The following is a 15429-nucleotide window of genomic DNA, read 5'->3' as shown; positions in this document are numbered from 1 at the left end:
CTGGTTGACACCGCCGGCCTCGAAGCACCTCGCGGCGCCCTGGGTGAGGCTGACGAGGCCGGAGGACACGGCCGAGAGCTGCTCGGCGCGGTCCCTCGGCAGGCCCTGGGACCCGGCGAGCAGCAACCCGTCGGCCGACACGACCACGGCGTGCGCCACACCTGGCACCTGGCGGACGAAATCTGTGATGAGCCACCCGAAGCTTCCGGGCTGATTGGCGGACGGGGTCGTCACTCCTGCTCCTCGTCTTTGCGGCTGTCCTCGGACCCGGACTGGTCACCAGCGTAGGCCTCGATGAGAGCGTGCCGGCCACGCCGAACGCCCTGCTGGAAGCTTGACATGCGGCCACGAACGGCGTCAGCCGAGCGCGGTGGCAAAGGCGGAGCCGCTGGTGTCTCCGCAGCGGTCGCCGCATGACGCGGCGCCGCAGAGCCCGGCACGAGGTGTGCCTTGGGCACCCGCTTCGGCAGACCGGCGGTGGTCTGCGACTCCGGGGTGGTCTCCAGCAACGCCTGTGCGGCGAGCCACCCGTCATCACCCGGAGAGGTCCACGAGGTTTGGTCCGGCTGGGTCGCCCCGGCCGTCTCCTGGGGCGACTGCGTGCCGTTCGCACCGTTCGCCGTCCCGTTCTCGGGGGGCTGGTCGACGGCGGCCGGCTGGCGCCCGGTGGACCCGGTGTCCGCCGCCTCGAACCACTGCGACAGCACGGCCTCGTAGATCGGTAGCCGCTCGGTCGGCGCGTCGACGTTCACGTCGGCGTCCTGCGGACGGCTCGCGCCGAGCGCCGGGTAGCCGCCGGTGTCGGTGGGCTCGGGCGGCGCGGGTAGCGGGTTGCCGAACAGCGCGACCGTGTTCTGGTCCCCGCTCTGATCGGAGTGCCGGCCGTTCTGGGCGGCATCCGGCGGCTCGGCGCTCACCCCGTTCGGGGTGCCCGCGCCGGTCTGGTCGAGCCCGAGGCTGAACGCCGGGTATCCGGCGACCTCCTCCGGCGTGCGGTCCTGGCGGGTCTCCGCGCCGGGCTCACCCAGCGAGCTGCCGTCGGGCCGCAACCGCGGCATGCCGCCGGTGAACGCGCCCGCGATGCCGCTGTTGCGGACGGGCAGGCTGGTCGAGCCCGACACGTCCGTGGTGGCCGCGAGCGAGGACGTCGTCGAGGTCGCCGACATGGACCGGGACGGCGCGCCGATCGCCTGCACCAGCTCGGTCGGCACGTTGATCCGTGCGATCAGACCGCCCTCGATGTCCTCGTTGTCCCGCAGCCGCACGACGATGTTGTGCCGCTTGGCCAGCCGGGCGACCACGTACAGACCCATCCGCCGGGTCACGGCGACGTCCAGGTCGGGCGGGTCGGCAAGGCGGGCGTTGGCCGCATCGATCTCGTTCTCGGACATACCGACGCCCTGGTCGGTGATCTGGATGGCCAGCTCCTTCTTGCGGGTCATGGCCATCCGCACGATGACCTTCTTCTCCGGCTCGGAGAAGAAGGTGGCGTTGTCCAGGAGCTCGGCGATGACGTGCACGAGGTCGGACACCGCGCGGCCCTGGACCGCGACCTCGGGTGCCGAGGCGACCTCGACCCGGGCGTAGTGCTCGACCTCGGACACCGCGGCGCCGACGACCTCGGACGCCGGCACCGGACGGTTGAGCTGGCGGGACAGTCCGGTGCCGGAGAGCACCAGCAGGCTTTCCGAGTTCCGCCGCATCCGGGTGGCCAGGTGGTCGAGCTCGAACAGGCTCGCCAGCTGGTCCGGGTCCTGTTCGTCCTGCTCCAGCCGCTCGATCAGGGACAGCTGGCGTTCGACCAGCGCCTGGGACCGGCGGGACAGGTTGACGAAGATCGAGTTGATGTTGTCACGCAGCAGGGCCTGCTCGGTCGCCATCAGGATCGCCTGCTCCTGGACCGCGTCGAACGAGCGGGCCAGCTGGCCGGTCTCCTCGCGGGTGAACACGGCCACCGGCTCGACCGCGTGCTTCGCGGCCTCGGCCGGGTCCGGATCGGCCAGGATGCGCTGCACCGACGCCGGCAGCCGGCGGTTCGCGACCTCCAGCGCCTCGCGGCGCAGCACCCGCAGCGGCTTGAGCAGCGACCTGGTGACGATGGTCATCAGGGCGAGCGCGACGAGCAGCGCGACCACCACGATCGCCGCGTCGCGCCAGGCGGACGCGGTGGCCGCGTCGGCCAGCGCGGTCGCGTCGTCGCGCAGGTCGTCGAGCAGGTCGGTCTCGACCGCACGCATGTGCTCGAGGGTCGCCGAGCCGTTGTTGGTGAGGGAGGCGACGTTGATCGGGGGCGTCAGCCGGCCGCCCGGCGCCGGGTTCTCCGCGGACGAGATCGCCTGCGCCTTGATCCGCTCCCGGGTGTCGACCTCGGTCCCGGAGACGGTGTCCGAGTACAGGAGCAGCTGTTCCGTGGTCGCGTTCGCGCGGTAGGCGTCCAGCGCGCTCGACGCGCTGGACTGCGCGTCGCGGATGCGTTGCAGGAGGTCGGTGGGGAACTCGCCGCGGGCGGCCGCGATCTGCAGGATCGCGTTCTCCTTGGCGACGTTCTCCTTGCCCTCCGACAGCGCCTGGATGATCGAGCTCTCGCGCAGCAGGTTCCGGTCGGTGACCGCGGTGTTGACCTCACGACCCAGCCGGACGACGGCGTCGAGCACCGCGGAGTACGCCTGGAACGCCGCGGCGTCCGGGTACGCCGCGTACTGGTCCACCGTGCGCCGGATCGAGGCCAGGGCGGACAGCCGCTGCAGGCCGTTGTTGTAGCGGATCTTCGCCGCTGCGTCGTCGGTGTCGAGCGCCTGGGCCGCGTCCTGCGCCGAGCGGACCGCCTGGTCGACGAGGTTGACCTGGGTCTCGAGCTCGGTCTGGGGCGCGTCGCGGCCGCCGGCTATGCGGGCCACCGCGAGCGTGCGTTCCTTCTGCAGCTCGTGGACGACGCTGGTGACGTTGCGGGCCAGGTCCACCTGGCTGATCGTCTGGCGGAACTCCGCGGCGCGGTCCAGGTCGACCTTCGCGCGCAGGCCACCGAGGATCAGGGCGGTCAGCGTCGGTACCACGATGACCGCGATGACCTTGGTACGCAGCCGCCAGTTGCGCATACGCAGGCGGGACCCGCCCCTCATGGCGGTGGCGGGCACTACCGGACGGCCCGGCGCGGGATTCTGGTCAGGCACGGCGGCACCATAGTCGGTGCGGGCGCCGGCGCGAGGTGGGATGTCAGCAGTGTGGTCGGGCACTCCCAGCACTCTCCCTGGTTGTCAAGCCGGTGGCCCGCCAGCTCGAACGGACAAGTACCCCAGCAAGGACGCATTCACATCGGGCGCTCCCAGCGGTGACGCACCCATGCAGCTCCACTCCCCAGCTCCCACTGCCGGGAAGCACGCGCAAGATCATCGGGGCGCGCTCCTTTAACCGCTTCGACAAACCTCTACCTCACTGTGGCCACAGAAGGTAGCGGAGTCTACCCGCTGATGTAAGCCCTCCGGATGGATGGTCACACATCAGGGTAGGAAAAGTCACACGCAGACAACAATTTTTCTCAATCGGTTTAGATGTCTACTCTCACAACCAGGTGACGACGCTTCCTCTCGGTAGCGGTTGACGCGCAAGTGGTAACCATGTGCTGCCCAGATGCACCCGTCGTGGGCGTAGGGGCGGCCGCCCACCACCTTCCGTCCCACGGGGCGCCGTCACCTGGACAGCAGAACGCCAGCACTGATTGTGACGCGGTGAAGACACTCTCTAGAGTGGCGCCCGGTGTACGGGGCACCACCGAATGTTGGCTTCTACCACCCTCACTCACGAGGAGAGGCTCCATGCCCAGAGGCGTCACCGGGAGCGGTTCGCGTTCCCGTCTTCCCATCGTCGCGACCGCGTTGATGCTGGTCACGACTTTGACCAGCTGTGGCCTGCTCGGCTCCGAGGAGGACAACGAGCCGGCACAGAGTGCCAACAGCAAGCTGGAGACAGCAGATCTCAAGGTCTCGATCATGAAGACCACCGACCTCGCGCCCTTCCACCTGGCGATGAAGGAGGGCTACTTCGAGGAGGAGGGTCTCAACATCGAGTTCGTCGACGCGCCCAGCGGCGGCGAGTCGGTGACCAAGCTCGTGAGCGGCGAAGTCGACATCGCCTACGCCAGCTACACGCCGTTCTTCCTGGCCGAGAGCCAGAAGGTGGCCCAGGCCAAGGGCGGGATCAAGATCATCGCGGACGCCTCCTCGGCCGGACCGGGCAGCACGATGGTCGTCGCGACCCCCGATTCCTCGGTGAAGAGCATCAAGGACATGGCCGGCAAGCGCGTCGCCGTCACCGCGACCGGCACCATCTCCGACCTGCTGGTGATGTCCACGCTCAAGACCAACAACGTGGACTACAAGAGCATCAAGTGGAGGCCCACGCCGTTCCCGGCCACCGCTCAGGCGCTCAAGTCCCGCAACGTGGACGCCGCGTTCGTCACCGAGCCGTTCATCCAGGACGCGATGAAGAACGCGGGCGCGCAGCCGATCTTCGACACCGCGGTCGGCCCGACGGCCGACATGCCGACGGCCGGCTGGGGCTCCTCCGGCGACTTCGTCAGCGAGAACCCGAATACCATCGCCGCGTTCCAGCGGGCGATGCAGAGGGGCACCGACCTGGCGCTGTCCGACCGCAGCAAGGTCGAGCCGATGCTCGTCGAGTTCTCCGGCGTCGACGAGGACACCGCGAAGATGGCGACGCTGCTGACGTTCCAGTCGAAGCTGGACGCCACGCGCCTCCAGCGGGTGCCGGACCTGATGCTCGAGTTCGACGTCATCCAGACGCCGATCGACACGACGAAGATGGTCGTGCCCTCGGCGCCCCTCAGCTGACGCGCCCACCGAGACACATTGCGTCCGTTCATCCGGAACCTGATTGGGCTGGCCGGCTTCCTCCTCATCTGGGAGGGAGCCGTCCGGCTCAACCTCATCGAGCGGGTCTTCCTCCCCACGCCCGGCGACGTGCTGGGCCGGCTGGTCGAGCTGCTCGGTGACCAGGGCTTCCTACGCGACGTGATCGCGACCGTGCTCGCCTGGCTCCTCGCCCTGGCCATCGCGGTCGCGGTCGCCGTGCCGGGCGGGTTGCTGCTGGGCAGCCTGCCATGGCTGCGCACCGCCACCCGGGTACTGATCGAGTTCCTGCGTCCGATCCCCCCGGTGGCGCTGATCCCGCTCATCATCCTGATCGTCGGCTCCGGACCCGAGGCGAAGATCTCGCTCTCCTTCTACGCGTCCGTCTGGCCGATCCTGTTCAACATCATCTACGCGCTCGACGACATCGACCCGCTGCTGCTCGACACCGCCCGCTCGTTCGGCAACGGCCGCGCGCGGGTGCTGGCCACGGTCGCACTGCCCCACGTCGCGCCGTTCGCGTTCACCGGACTGCGGCTCTCCGCGGCGATCGCGCTGATCGTGACGGTGTCCACCGAGTACCTCGCCGGCAGCGACGTCGGCGTCGGCGCGTTCATCATCGACACGGCCACCAACATCGGCGCCATGGAACCGGTGCTCGCCGGCACGCTCGTCATCGGCATCATCGGCTACCTGATCAACGAGAGCCTGGAACGGCTGGGCAAGCGGCTGTTCCGGTGGAGCGACACCACCCGCGTGGAGGCGCTCGCATGAAGCGGATCACCGCGTTCGCGCATCGCTGGGCCGTGTTCGCGGTCGGTGTCGTCATCTGGCAGCTCACCACCGCGGCCGCGGCCAACGTCTGGTTCCCCACCCCGGGACAGATCGTGCGGCGCGGCTGGGAGCTGTGGCTCACCGCGCCGTCGGGCGGCTTCGGGCTGTCCGACACGGTGTTCGAGGACATCCTCCCGAGCCTCGGCCGGGTGCTCGGCGGTTGGGCGCTCGCGACCGTGATCGGGGTCGTGCTCGGCACCGCGCTCGGCCGCTCCCGGACCGGCATGCAGTACGTGGGCCCGCTGTTCGCGTTCTTCCGGGCGCTGCCCTCGCCCGCGCTGGTGCCGGTGTTCATCCTGCTCTTCGGCATCGACAGCGGGATGAAGCTGGCGCTGATCGTGTTCGCCGCGGTCTGGCCGATCCTGCTGAACACGGTCGACGGCGTACGCTCGGTCGACTCGGTGAAGACCGACACGGCACGGTCGTTCCGCACGCCGCGCGCGCAGTGGGTGGCGATGGTGGTGCTGCCGGCGGCACTGCCGAAGATCTTCGCCGGGCTGCGGCTCTCGCTAGCCATCTCGATCATCCTGATGGTCGTCTCCGAGATGGTGGGCACCACCAGCGGCATCGGGTACGAGCTGAACTTCGCCCGAACACAGTTCGACTTCACCACGATGTGGGCATGGATCGTCTTGCTTGGCATCATCGGATACGGGCTGAACCTCGCACTGCTCGCCGTCGAGCGCCGAGTACTTCGCTGGCAGCCGACTCGGGCGGCCCTCGCGGCCGCGAACACAGGAGGGTGACATGCCGACCATGCTCGAGGTGCACGACCTTGTGCATCAGTACGGCGCCGGTCCGGACGCGCACACCGCGGTGGCCGAGCTGACGTTCAACGTCGACAAGGACGAGCTCGCGTGCATCGTCGGACCGTCCGGGTGCGGCAAGTCGACCCTGCTGCGCTGCATCGCCGGGTTGATCAAGCCCACCAGCGGCGCCATCATGCTGCACGGCGACCCGGTGCACGGCGTGCCCGACGACCTCGCGGTCGTGTTCCAGGACTACAGCCGCTCGCTGTTTCCGTGGCTGTCGGTGCGCGGCAACGTCGAGTTTCCGTTGCGTACCAGGGTGTCCGGCCGAGGCGCGCGGCGCGCGCGGGCGATGGAGGCCCTGGAGTGGGTCGGGCTCACCGACGCCGCCGGCAAGTACCCGTGGCAGCTCTCCGGCGGCATGCAGCAGCGGGTGTCGATCGCCCGGGCGCTGGCCTCGCAGCCCGCGCTGCTGCTGATGGACGAGCCGTTCGCGTCGGTGGACGCGCAGACCCGCGCCGAGCTGGAGGACCTGCTGCTGCGGATGCGCCGTGAGCACGAGAGCACGGTGCTGCTGGTCACCCACGACATCGACGAGAGCGTGTACCTGGGCGACCGGGTACTGGTCCTGTCCCGCTCCCCCGCGACGATCATGGCCGACCTGACCGTCGACCTGCCCGCGCGGCGCGACCAGATCACCACCCGCGGCTCGTCGCGGTTCGTCGAGCTGCGCACCGAGATCGCCCGCCTGCTGCGGGACAAGGGGGCCGGCCAGACCGACGCCGCACCGGCCGACGCGGTCAAGTCCGGCGAGGAGCTCGCGGCGGAACGGTTCCTCGCGGCGGAGCGGGAGGAGGCCCGCCAGCGGTCGACCCGCTGACACCCCCGCCGGGACCGGCTCAGTACAGCACCGTCGGGTTCGGGTCCACCTGGACGTGCACGACGGTGGGCCGGTCGTCGGCGAGGGCGGCGGTGAGAGCCGGCTTCAGCTCGTGCGGGTACTCGACCCGGCGGGTGCGGCAGCCCATTCCGGTGGCCAGCGCACCGAAGTCGATGCCGCCCAGCTCGACGCCCGGCATCTTGTCACCGGGGCCCGCCAGGATGTCGACGGCCGCGTACTGGCCGTTGTCCAGGATCACGAAGGTCACCGGCAGCTGCTCGCGCGCCGCCGTCCACAGCGCCTGGATGCTGTACATGCTCGACCCGTCGCCGAGCACGGCGACCACCTTGCGGCCCGGCGCGCCGATCGCCGCGCCGACCGCGGCCGGCAGGCCGTAGCCGAGCGTGCCGCCGCCCGTGCTGAGCAGGCCGGTCCGCCGCGCGCGCACCGGCAGGTACTCGCGGCGCACCAGCAGGTGGCTCGGGATCTCCTCGACAAGCAGCGTGTCCGGCGCGAGCTCGTCGGCCATCGTGGCGAAGACCCACTCCGCGGTGATCGGCGTCGACTCGGGCGGGCGCGGGCGGCGCTCCCGGCCCGCCGGGGCCGCACGGTTGGGCTCGGCGATCGAGTCGGTGAGTGCGCGCACCGCGACCCGCACGCCGGAGCGGACGCCGACTCCCGCGCTGGCCCGCGCGAGCACCTGCTCGTCGGCGCTGACCAGGTACAGCGGCGGCAGCGCCAGGTCCGACGAGCCGCGGTAGACGTGGTACACGAACACCGGCGCACCGAGCACCACGACGAGGTCGTGGCGGCGCAGCGCCTCCACGGTGCCGCGCTCCTCGGGCGGCAGGAAGCCCAGGAACAGCGGGTGGTCCTCGGGGAACGAGCTGCGCCACGACATCGGGCTCGCCCACACCCCGGCCCGGGCCAGCTCGGCCAGCTCGACCACGTCCGGGATCGCGCCCTCGGCGTCCACGCCCGGGCCTACCACGAGCACCGGGTCGGCCGCACCGTCCACAGCGGACACGAGCGCCGCCAGCGCCGCCGGGTCCGGGCCGAACCCGGGAACCGGCGGGCGTTCGGGCACCGGCTCGCATGAGGCGTCCCAGTCGTCGGCCGGTACCGACACGAACACCGGTCCCTGCGGCGGCTGCGTCGCGACGTGGTACGCCCGCGCGATCGCGGCCGGCACGTCCTGCGCCCGCGCCGGCTCGGCGGCCCACTTCACGTACGGGCGCGGGAAGAGCGTCGCGTCGAGCGCGCCCAGGAACGGCTCGCCCGGCAGCAGCGGGCGCGCCTGCTGGCCCGCCAGCAGGATCATCGGGGTGTTGTTGCGGTAGGCGGTGACCAGCTGCCCGAGGCCGTGCCCGACGCCGCCCGCGGAGTGCAGGTTCACCAGGGCCGGCCGGCCGCTCGCGTGCGCGTACCCGTCGGCCATCGCGACCACGACCGACTCCTGGAGGCCGAGCACGTAGCGGAAGTCCTCGGGGAAGCCGGTGAGGAAGCCGATCTCCGTCGTGCCGGGGTTGCCGAAGATCGTGGTCAGCCCGTACGAGCGGAGCAGCTCACGGGTCGCCTCGCGGACGGTGGTCAAGACTTGGCTCGGCTGTCGGGCCCCGTCTCATCGAACCCGATGACCGGAGCGACCTCCACACCCAGCGTGCTCGCGCCGATGAACGTGCGGGCGGCCTGGTTGCTCATCGGCATGAAGATGCCCGCCTGCGCGTCGCGCCACATCCGCTCGTACGGCAGCTTCCGCGAGTAGCTCGCGCCGCCCAGCACGTCCACCAGCCGGCGCATCACGAGCGAGGCGTTGTTGCTCGCCACGTACTTCACCAGCGCGCAGCGGGCGATCCCCTCCTGCACGTCGAGCTCGAACAGCCGCCGCGAGCCGACCTCGTCCGCGTGCCGGTAGGTCAGCGCGCGAGCGCTCTCGACGAGGATCTCGCACTCGCCGATGGTGTCCTGCACGAGCGGGTCGGTGCCCTTGCCACGCGCCGCGAGCTGGGTCGCCGTCCAGTCCACGGCGCCGGCCGCGATGCCGGTGTAGACCGCGGCGAACGCGCCCATGGCCCACGACCAGACGGTCTCGAAGACCCGCGCGTCCAGGTGCCCGACCGGCAGCGAGTGCACCACGTCCTCGTCGGCGACGAACACCTCCTCGTAGACGAGGTCGTTGCTCTGCGTGCCGCGCATGCCCATGGTGTCCCACGTCTGGTGCTTGGTGACGCCGGGCGCGTCGAGCGAGACGCGGCACAGCAGCAGCCGCGGGCCGCCCTCGGCCTGCTCGTAGCGCGCGGTCGTGGAGCAGTGCGTGGCCACGACGGTGTTGGTGGCGTAGGCCTTGCGGCCGGTGAGACGGAAGCCGCCGTCGACCTTGACCGCGACGGTCTTCGCGTCGGTCAGGTCGTTGCGCATACCGGGCTCGCTGGTGACCGAGGCCCAGATCAGCTTGTCGGCCGCGGCCAGCCGCAGCAGGTCCTCCAGGCGCGGGTTCTTCGTCTGGCGCCAGACGTTGGCCCACTGGCCGATCGGCGAGACGTGCATCGCGACGGCGAGCGCTGTGGAGCCGTCGCCCATGGCGAGCCGCTCCAGCACCGGTACGAGCTCGGCCAGCGTGACGCCCTGACCGCCCAGCTCGGTGGGCACGGTCAGCTTCAAGAAGCCGGCGGCGCGCAGGTCGTCGTAGTTCTCCACGGGGAAGGTGTTGTCCCGGTCGTGCTCGGGTGCGCGCTCGGCGAAGGTGTCCGCGAGCTTCCCGGCGATGTCGACCAGTTCTTGCTGACGTGGCGTGAGGCAGCGGTTCACCAGATCAAGCTACCGCACGGAAAGAGGGCGGCATCCGGCCGAAACCGGGGGTTCAGCTCGCGGTGCCCTTCGGGGTTTCCCGGCAGAGGGTGAGCTTCGGCTGGGGGTAGGTGATCGCGTTCGCCACGTTCGCCGGACCGCACCGCTGCGGGTCCGCACTGCCCTCGATCACCTTGGTGATCTGGTACTCCGCGCCGCTCGCGCAGTCGGCCCGGACCTGGACCTGCCCGTCCGACTTGAAGCACTCACCCTCTTTGGCGTTGAGCGTCAGGCACAGCAGCAGGTCGCCGCGCCCGGTCTCGGTGTAGGCCAGGTAGTTCTGGTTCGGGCAGGTGGCCTTGACGTCGTCCTTGGTGATGGCGACCTTGTACAGGGCCGCCTTGTCGCCGCAGTCGACCTGCTCGATGTCGGCCTTGGCGACGTCGACGACCTTGATGCAGTCGCCGACCGCCGCGCTGGCCTGCTCTTCGCGCTGCAGCCAGATCACCACGCCGGCCACGACCACGGCGACGACCAGCGAGGCGACGATGCGGGCGATCTTGGCGTTGCCCTTCTTGGGCGCGGGCGGCGGCGGGGACGCCGTCCGGGCGAAGCCACCCGGTGGCGTCCCGACGGGCTGGCCGCCGGGTGGGGTGTGCGGCGGTGGGTCGCCGTACGGATCGGGACCACCAGGCCCGCCCGGACCGGGACCACCCGGACCACCGTGGCCTGGGCCGCCCGGACGCGGGCCACCGGGACCACCGGGCCAGCCAGGGCCGCCGCCGTAGCCTGGCCGACCACCCGGCGGGCCATAGGGCGGCGGGCCGTAGGGACCGCCGCCGGGCGGGGTGCGCGGCGGGCGGCCGGGTGGACCGTAGGGCCCGGGCCGTCCGTACGGGCCGCCCGGAGGGCCCTGCGGCGGACCGGGCGGGGGGTAGTTGTTCATGTGCACCTCGCGGAGGTCTGGCCGCGGCCAGCCGAAAAAGGTCCTGTGCGGCGGATCAGGAATTTACGCGGTGGCACCGACAGTCGTGGGCGAACGGGGACATCGGGCCGGAAGAAACACCGTCCGTCGTCGCACGATCGCGGAGGCCGTCCGGCCGTCACCGCGTCCGTCACCGCGTCCGTCACCGCGTCCGTCACCGCGTCCGTCACCGCGTCCGTCACCGCGTCCGTCACCGCGTCCGTCGTCCGACCGTCACCCGACCTCGAGGCGGCAGATCGTCAGCGGCGGCACGGGGTAGGTGAGCGCGTTGCGCGCATCCGCCTCGCCACACCGGTTCGCGTCCTCGGTGCCCTCGTGGATCTCGCCCACCCGGTAGCTCGCATCCGGCGAGTCACACCCGACCGGGGTGTCCTGCTGGGAGTCCTCGTGGAAGCACTGGCCCTCCTTGGCGTTGAGCGTCAGGCACAGCAGCAGGACGTCGTCCTCGGTGTAGGACACGTAGTTGCGGTTCGGGCATTCGCGGGTGGTGCTCTCTTCGCGAACCGCGACCTCGTAGACGGCGAGCGGGTCGGCGCAGTCGATCGTCTCGATGTCGGCGGCGGTCGCGCTGACGTCGTTGACCTTGATGCAGTCGCCGACCGCGGCGTCGGTGACCGCGCCGGGTTCGGCCGGGGTGGCCCGGGTGGCCGGAGGCGGATCGGCGACGGTCGGAGCCGCGGGGCTGGTCGTGGCCGGTGCGGCGGTGTCGGCGCTGTCGCCCTCGGACATCAGGAAGACGGCGGTGCCGGCGCCGACGAGCACGAGCAGGGCGACGAGGACGACGACCATCGGGGTCCGGTCGCGCCTCGGCGGCTCGGGAGGCGCGTGGCCGCCGCCGGAATGCCGGCCGTACGGTGGTTGTTGGGCGTAGGGCGGGCGCTGGCCGTACGGTTGCCGACCATGCGGCGGCTGTGCCTGCGGCAGTCCCTGAGGCGGTCCTGGTGGCGGTCGCTGGGGCAGGCCCTGCGGCTGGCCTTGAGAGGGCCGGAACTGGCGGGTCGGCGGCGGACCGTACGCCGGCGGGCGAGCGTGCCGTCCCGGCCGGTGCGGCGGCCCGGGCTGGTACGGCGGCGTCGTCATGACGGCAATCTAGACGAGGAGAACGCGCAACGTGACCGATGGCCCGCTGATCGTGCAGTCGGACAAGACCTTGCTGCTCGAGGTCGACCATCCCAGCGCGAACGACGCGCGCATGGCCGTCGCGCCGTTCGCGGAGCTGGAGCGCGCACCCGAGCACGTGCACACCTACCGCGTGACGCCGCTGGCGCTGTGGAACGCCCGCGCGGCCGGGCACGACGCGGAGCAGGTCGTCGACGTGCTGACCCGGTACTCGCGCTACCCGGTGCCGCAGCCGCTGCTGATCGACATCGTGGACACGATGGGCCGGTTCGGCCGGCTGCAGCTGCAGAACCACCCCGCGCACGGGCTCACGATGTCCACAATCGACCGCGCGGTGCTCGAAGAGGTGTTGCGGCACAAGAAGATCGCGCCGATGCTGGGCGAGCGGATCGACGACGACACGGTGATCGTGCACGCGAGCGAGCGGGGCCGGCTCAAGCAGGCGCTGCTGAAGGTCGGCTGGCCCGCCGAGGACCTCGCCGGGTACGTCGACGGCGAGCACCACCCGATCGCCCTGCACGAGGAGGGCTGGCGGCTGCGCGACTACCAGCGCCAGGCGGCGGACACGTTCTGGGCCGGCGGGTCCGGCGTGGTCGTGCTGCCGTGCGGTGCGGGCAAGACGCTGGTCGGCGCGGCCGCGATGGCCCAGGCGCAGGCGACCACCCTGATCCTCGTGACGAACACGGTGGCTGGCCGGCAGTGGAAGCGCGAGCTGGTGGCGCGCACGTCGCTGACCGAGGACGAGATCGGCGAGTACTCGGGCGAGCGCAAGGAGATCCGCCCGGTCACCATCGCCACGTACCAGGTGATGACACGCCGGTCGAAGGGCGAGTACAAGCACCTCGAGCTGTTCGACTCGCGCGACTGGGGCCTGGTCGTGTACGACGAGGTGCACCTGCTGCCGGCGCCGGTGTTCCGGATGACCGCGGACCTGCAGTCGCGCCGCCGCCTCGGCCTGACGGCGACACTCGTGCGGGAGGACGGCCGCGAGGGCGACGTGTTCTCGCTGATCGGACCGAAGCGCTACGACGTGCCGTGGCGGGACATCGAGGCGCAGGGCTGGATCGCGCCGGCGGAGTGCGTGGAGGTTCGGGTGACGCTGACCGAGCGCGAGCGGCTGGCGTACGCGACCGCGGAGCCGGAAGAGCGGTACCGGCTGTGCTCGACGGTGGACACGAAGCTGCCGGTGGTGCGGAAGATCCTGGAGCGCCACGAGGGTGAGCCGGCGCTGGTGATCGGTGCGTACCTGGACCAGCTGGAGGAGCTGGGCGCGGCGCTGGACGCCCCCATCCTGCAGGGCTCGACCCGCAACTCCGAGCGAGAGCGCCTCTACGACGCGTTCCGCCAGGGCGAGCTGCGCACGCTCGTGGTGTCCAAAGTGGCCAACTTCTCGATCGACCTGCCCGAGGCGACGGTGGCCGTGCAGGTGTCCGGGACGTTCGGCTCCCGGCAGGAGGAGGCCCAGCGGCTGGGCAGGTTGTTGCGCCCCAAGGAGGACGGCCGCCAGGCGCACTTCTACTCAGTGGTGTCGAGGGACACCCTGGACACGGACTACGCGGCACACCGGCAGCGCTTCCTGGCCGAGCAGGGCTACGCGTACACGATCCGAGACGCCGACGACTTCCTGGGCCCCGCCCTCCCCGAACTCCCCACCTAACCACCCGCGTGTCCAACGTTCCGGACCCGCGTGTCCAACGTTCCGGACCCGCGTGTCCAACGTTCCGGACCCGCGTGTCCAACGTTCCGGACCCGCGAGTCCAACGTTCCGGACCCGCGAGTCCAACGTTCCGGACCCGCGAGTCCAACGTTCCGGACCGCCGTGTCCAACGTTCCGGACCGCCGTGTCCGACATCGAGGGTGCCGGCGCGGGGTCCCGAACGTCGAACTCACCGGTTCCGAGCGTTGGACTCGCGGGTCACGGGTGTTGGACTCGCGGGGTTAGTCGGCGAGGTCGGCTTCGGCTACTGCCTTGGTGATCGGCGCGATGATCAGGAGCTCGCCCGGCACGGCGTTGCGGCGGCCGAACTCCTCGCCACGCTCGGCACCCATGTACCGGGCGCCGAGGCGGACCGACCACGGCAGCATCTGCGCCGGGTCGTCCACGATCGTCGCCGAGGCGTAGAACATCACGTACGAGTACGGCGGCTCCTCGCTGTCCACGCACATCGCGAACCGCGGCTCGCGGCGCAGGGCCCGGCCCTTCACCGTGTTCGCGCCGGTGTTGAACACCAGTCGGTCCCCGCCGCCCACGGAGTCGATCAGGAACCAGACCGGCGCCACGTGCGGAGCGCCGTCCGCCCGCACCACCGCCAGCTTGCCCGTACGCGTGCCGTGCATGGCGAACGCCAGCCACTCGTCACGCTCCATCCGGTGGTACATCAGGCGACCTCCGCGAGAACCGCGTCGGTGAACGCCGGCCACGCGTCGATCGCCCACTGGCCGAACGCGCGGTCGGACAGCGCCACGCACGCCACCGCGGCCTCCGGATCGACCCACAGGAACGTCCCGGACTGTCCGAAATGGCCGAACGTGCGCGGCGAGCTGTGCTTGCCCGTCCAGTGCGGGCTCTTGTGGTCACGCAGCTCGAACCCGAGGCCCCAGTCGTTCTCCCGCTGATAGCCGTACCCCGGCAGCACACCGGCCAGCCCAGGGAAGGCCACCGTCACCGCCTCGGCCAGCGTCTGTGACGAGACCAGCGTCGGGGACAGCAGCTCCGCCGCGAACAGGACCAGGTCGTCGCATGTGGACACCGCGCCCGCGCCCGCGGTGCCGGCCAGGCGCGTGGACGTCATGCCCAGCGGCGCCAGCACCGCCTCGGTCAGGTACTCCGCGAACGGGATCCCGGACGCCTCGTGCACGGTGTCGGCCAGCACCTCGAACCCGGCGTTGGAGTACAGCCGCCGCCGGCCGGGCGCCGCCACGGCCTGGTGCTCGTCGAACGCCAGCCCCGAGGTGTGCGCGACCAGGTGCCGCACGGTCGATCCCGACGGCCCGGCCGGCTGCTCCCACTCGACCGCGCCCTCCTCCACCGCGATCAGCGTCGCGTAGGCGGTCAGCAGCTTCGTCACCGAGGCCAGCCGGAACTCCCGCGCCATCGACCCCTCCGCGGCCAGCACGGCGTCCTCGGCACTACCGCCGGAACCTACGACCGCCGCGGCCGCGTGGTCCACCGGCCAGTCGGCCACCGCACGCACACTCTCCATGCGCACG

Annotated in this window: 13 protein-coding genes; 5 read left to right on the top strand and 8 right to left on the bottom strand. The window is 71.1% G+C overall.

The window, feature by feature from the left end; translation table 11 throughout:
* A partial coding sequence (locus ACRDTB_RS25650; RefSeq protein WP_431434324.1) for a roadblock/LC7 domain-containing protein occupies window positions 1-234 on the bottom strand: 234 nt, incomplete at its 3' end.
* On the bottom strand, window positions 231-3170 hold the full coding sequence (locus ACRDTB_RS25645; RefSeq protein WP_431434322.1) for a nitrate- and nitrite sensing domain-containing protein: 2940 nt from the start codon (window positions 3168-3170) through the stop codon (window positions 231-233). The genes ACRDTB_RS25645 and ACRDTB_RS25650, both read right to left, overlap by 4 nt.
* A gap of 642 nt (window positions 3171-3812) precedes the next feature.
* Between ACRDTB_RS25645 and ACRDTB_RS25640 the strand changes: the two genes are divergently transcribed.
* The 4 genes from ACRDTB_RS25640 to ACRDTB_RS25625 are packed head-to-tail and all read left to right on the top strand — an operon-like array spanning window position 3813 to window position 7328.
* Window positions 3813-4847: an ABC transporter substrate-binding protein gene (locus ACRDTB_RS25640; protein ID WP_431434320.1), complete on the top strand. Its 1035-nt coding sequence runs from the start codon at window positions 3813-3815 to the stop codon at window positions 4845-4847.
* Window positions 4848-4865: 18 nt separating this feature from the next.
* Window positions 4866-5639, top strand: coding sequence for an ABC transporter permease (locus ACRDTB_RS25635; RefSeq protein ID WP_431434318.1), 774 nt, complete (start codon window positions 4866-4868; stop codon window positions 5637-5639).
* Window positions 5636-6445, top strand: a complete 810-nt coding sequence (locus ACRDTB_RS25630) for an ABC transporter permease (protein ID WP_431434316.1) — start codon at window positions 5636-5638, stop codon at window positions 6443-6445. Before ACRDTB_RS25635 ends, ACRDTB_RS25630 begins: the two co-directional genes overlap by 4 nt.
* 1 nt (window position 6446) lies before the next feature.
* Window positions 6447-7328: an ABC transporter ATP-binding protein gene (locus ACRDTB_RS25625; RefSeq protein ID WP_431434313.1), complete on the top strand. Its 882-nt coding sequence runs from the start codon at window positions 6447-6449 to the stop codon at window positions 7326-7328.
* 19 nt (window positions 7329-7347) lie between these two features.
* Here the strand turns inward: ACRDTB_RS25625 and mdlC are convergent, their stop codons facing one another.
* The 4 genes from mdlC to ACRDTB_RS25605 form a co-directional block, all read right to left on the bottom strand.
* Window positions 7348-8922: a benzoylformate decarboxylase gene (gene mdlC / locus ACRDTB_RS25620; RefSeq protein WP_431434311.1), complete on the bottom strand. Its 1575-nt coding sequence runs from the start codon at window positions 8920-8922 to the stop codon at window positions 7348-7350.
* A complete protein-coding gene (locus ACRDTB_RS25615; RefSeq protein ID WP_431434309.1) occupies window positions 8919-10136 on the bottom strand; it encodes an acyl-CoA dehydrogenase family protein in 1218 nt (405 codons plus the stop codon). The genes mdlC and ACRDTB_RS25615 overlap by 4 nt, the downstream gene beginning before the upstream one ends.
* Window positions 10137-10188: 52 nt before the next feature.
* Complete coding sequence (locus tag ACRDTB_RS25610) at window positions 10189-11061, bottom strand: LppU/SCO3897 family protein (protein WP_431434308.1); 873 nt, start codon at window positions 11059-11061, stop codon at window positions 10189-10191.
* A 252-nt stretch (window positions 11062-11313) separates the two neighbouring features.
* On the bottom strand, window positions 11314-12180 hold the full coding sequence (locus ACRDTB_RS25605) for an LppU/SCO3897 family protein (RefSeq protein WP_431434306.1): 867 nt from the start codon (window positions 12178-12180) through the stop codon (window positions 11314-11316).
* Window positions 12181-12211: 31 nt separating this feature from the next.
* Between ACRDTB_RS25605 and ACRDTB_RS25600 the strand changes: the two genes are divergently transcribed.
* A complete protein-coding gene (locus tag ACRDTB_RS25600; protein ID WP_431434305.1) occupies window positions 12212-13876 on the top strand; it encodes a DNA repair helicase XPB in 1665 nt (554 codons plus the stop codon).
* A gap of 281 nt (window positions 13877-14157) precedes the next feature.
* On the opposite strand, the gene ACRDTB_RS25595 is transcribed toward ACRDTB_RS25600, so the two are convergent.
* Together ACRDTB_RS25595 and ACRDTB_RS25590 are read right to left on the bottom strand one after the other, a co-directional pair.
* Window positions 14158-14598 (bottom strand): PPOX class F420-dependent oxidoreductase, encoded by a 441-nt coding sequence (locus tag ACRDTB_RS25595; RefSeq protein WP_431434302.1) that lies wholly within the window; start codon window positions 14596-14598, stop codon window positions 14158-14160.
* Window positions 14598-15422: a serine hydrolase domain-containing protein gene (locus ACRDTB_RS25590; protein WP_431434300.1), complete on the bottom strand. Its 825-nt coding sequence runs from the start codon at window positions 15420-15422 to the stop codon at window positions 14598-14600. The genes ACRDTB_RS25595 and ACRDTB_RS25590 overlap by 1 nt, the downstream gene beginning before the upstream one ends.
* Window positions 15423-15429 lie beyond the last annotated feature (7 nt).

The organism is Actinophytocola sp., assembly GCF_050699935.1.
In the GTDB taxonomy this organism is placed as follows: Bacteria; Actinomycetota; Actinomycetes; order Mycobacteriales; family Pseudonocardiaceae; genus Actinophytocola.
Note: the sequence above shows the minus strand (reverse complement) of the source record. Positions and strands in the feature narration are given on the sequence as shown.

Coding starts and splice junctions, on each gene's coding strand:
- ACRDTB_RS25640 (WP_431434320.1), top strand. CDS start 3,813: ATGCCCAGAGGCGTCACCGGGAGCGGTTCGCGTTCCCGTCTTCCCATC.
- ACRDTB_RS25630 (WP_431434316.1), top strand. CDS start 5,636: ATGAAGCGGATCACCGCGTTCGCGCATCGCTGGGCCGTGTTCGCGGTC.
- ACRDTB_RS25625 (WP_431434313.1), top strand. CDS start 6,447: ATGCCGACCATGCTCGAGGTGCACGACCTTGTGCATCAGTACGGCGCC.
- ACRDTB_RS25610 (WP_431434308.1), bottom strand. CDS start 11,061: ATGAACAACTACCCCCCGCCCGGTCCGCCGCAGGGCCCTCCGGGCGGC.
- ACRDTB_RS25605 (WP_431434306.1), bottom strand. CDS start 12,180: ATGACGACGCCGCCGTACCAGCCCGGGCCGCCGCACCGGCCGGGACGG.
- ACRDTB_RS25595 (WP_431434302.1), bottom strand. CDS start 14,598: ATGTACCACCGGATGGAGCGTGACGAGTGGCTGGCGTTCGCCATGCAC.
- ACRDTB_RS25590 (WP_431434300.1), bottom strand. CDS start 15,422: ATGGAGAGTGTGCGTGCGGTGGCCGACTGGCCGGTGGACCACGCGGCC.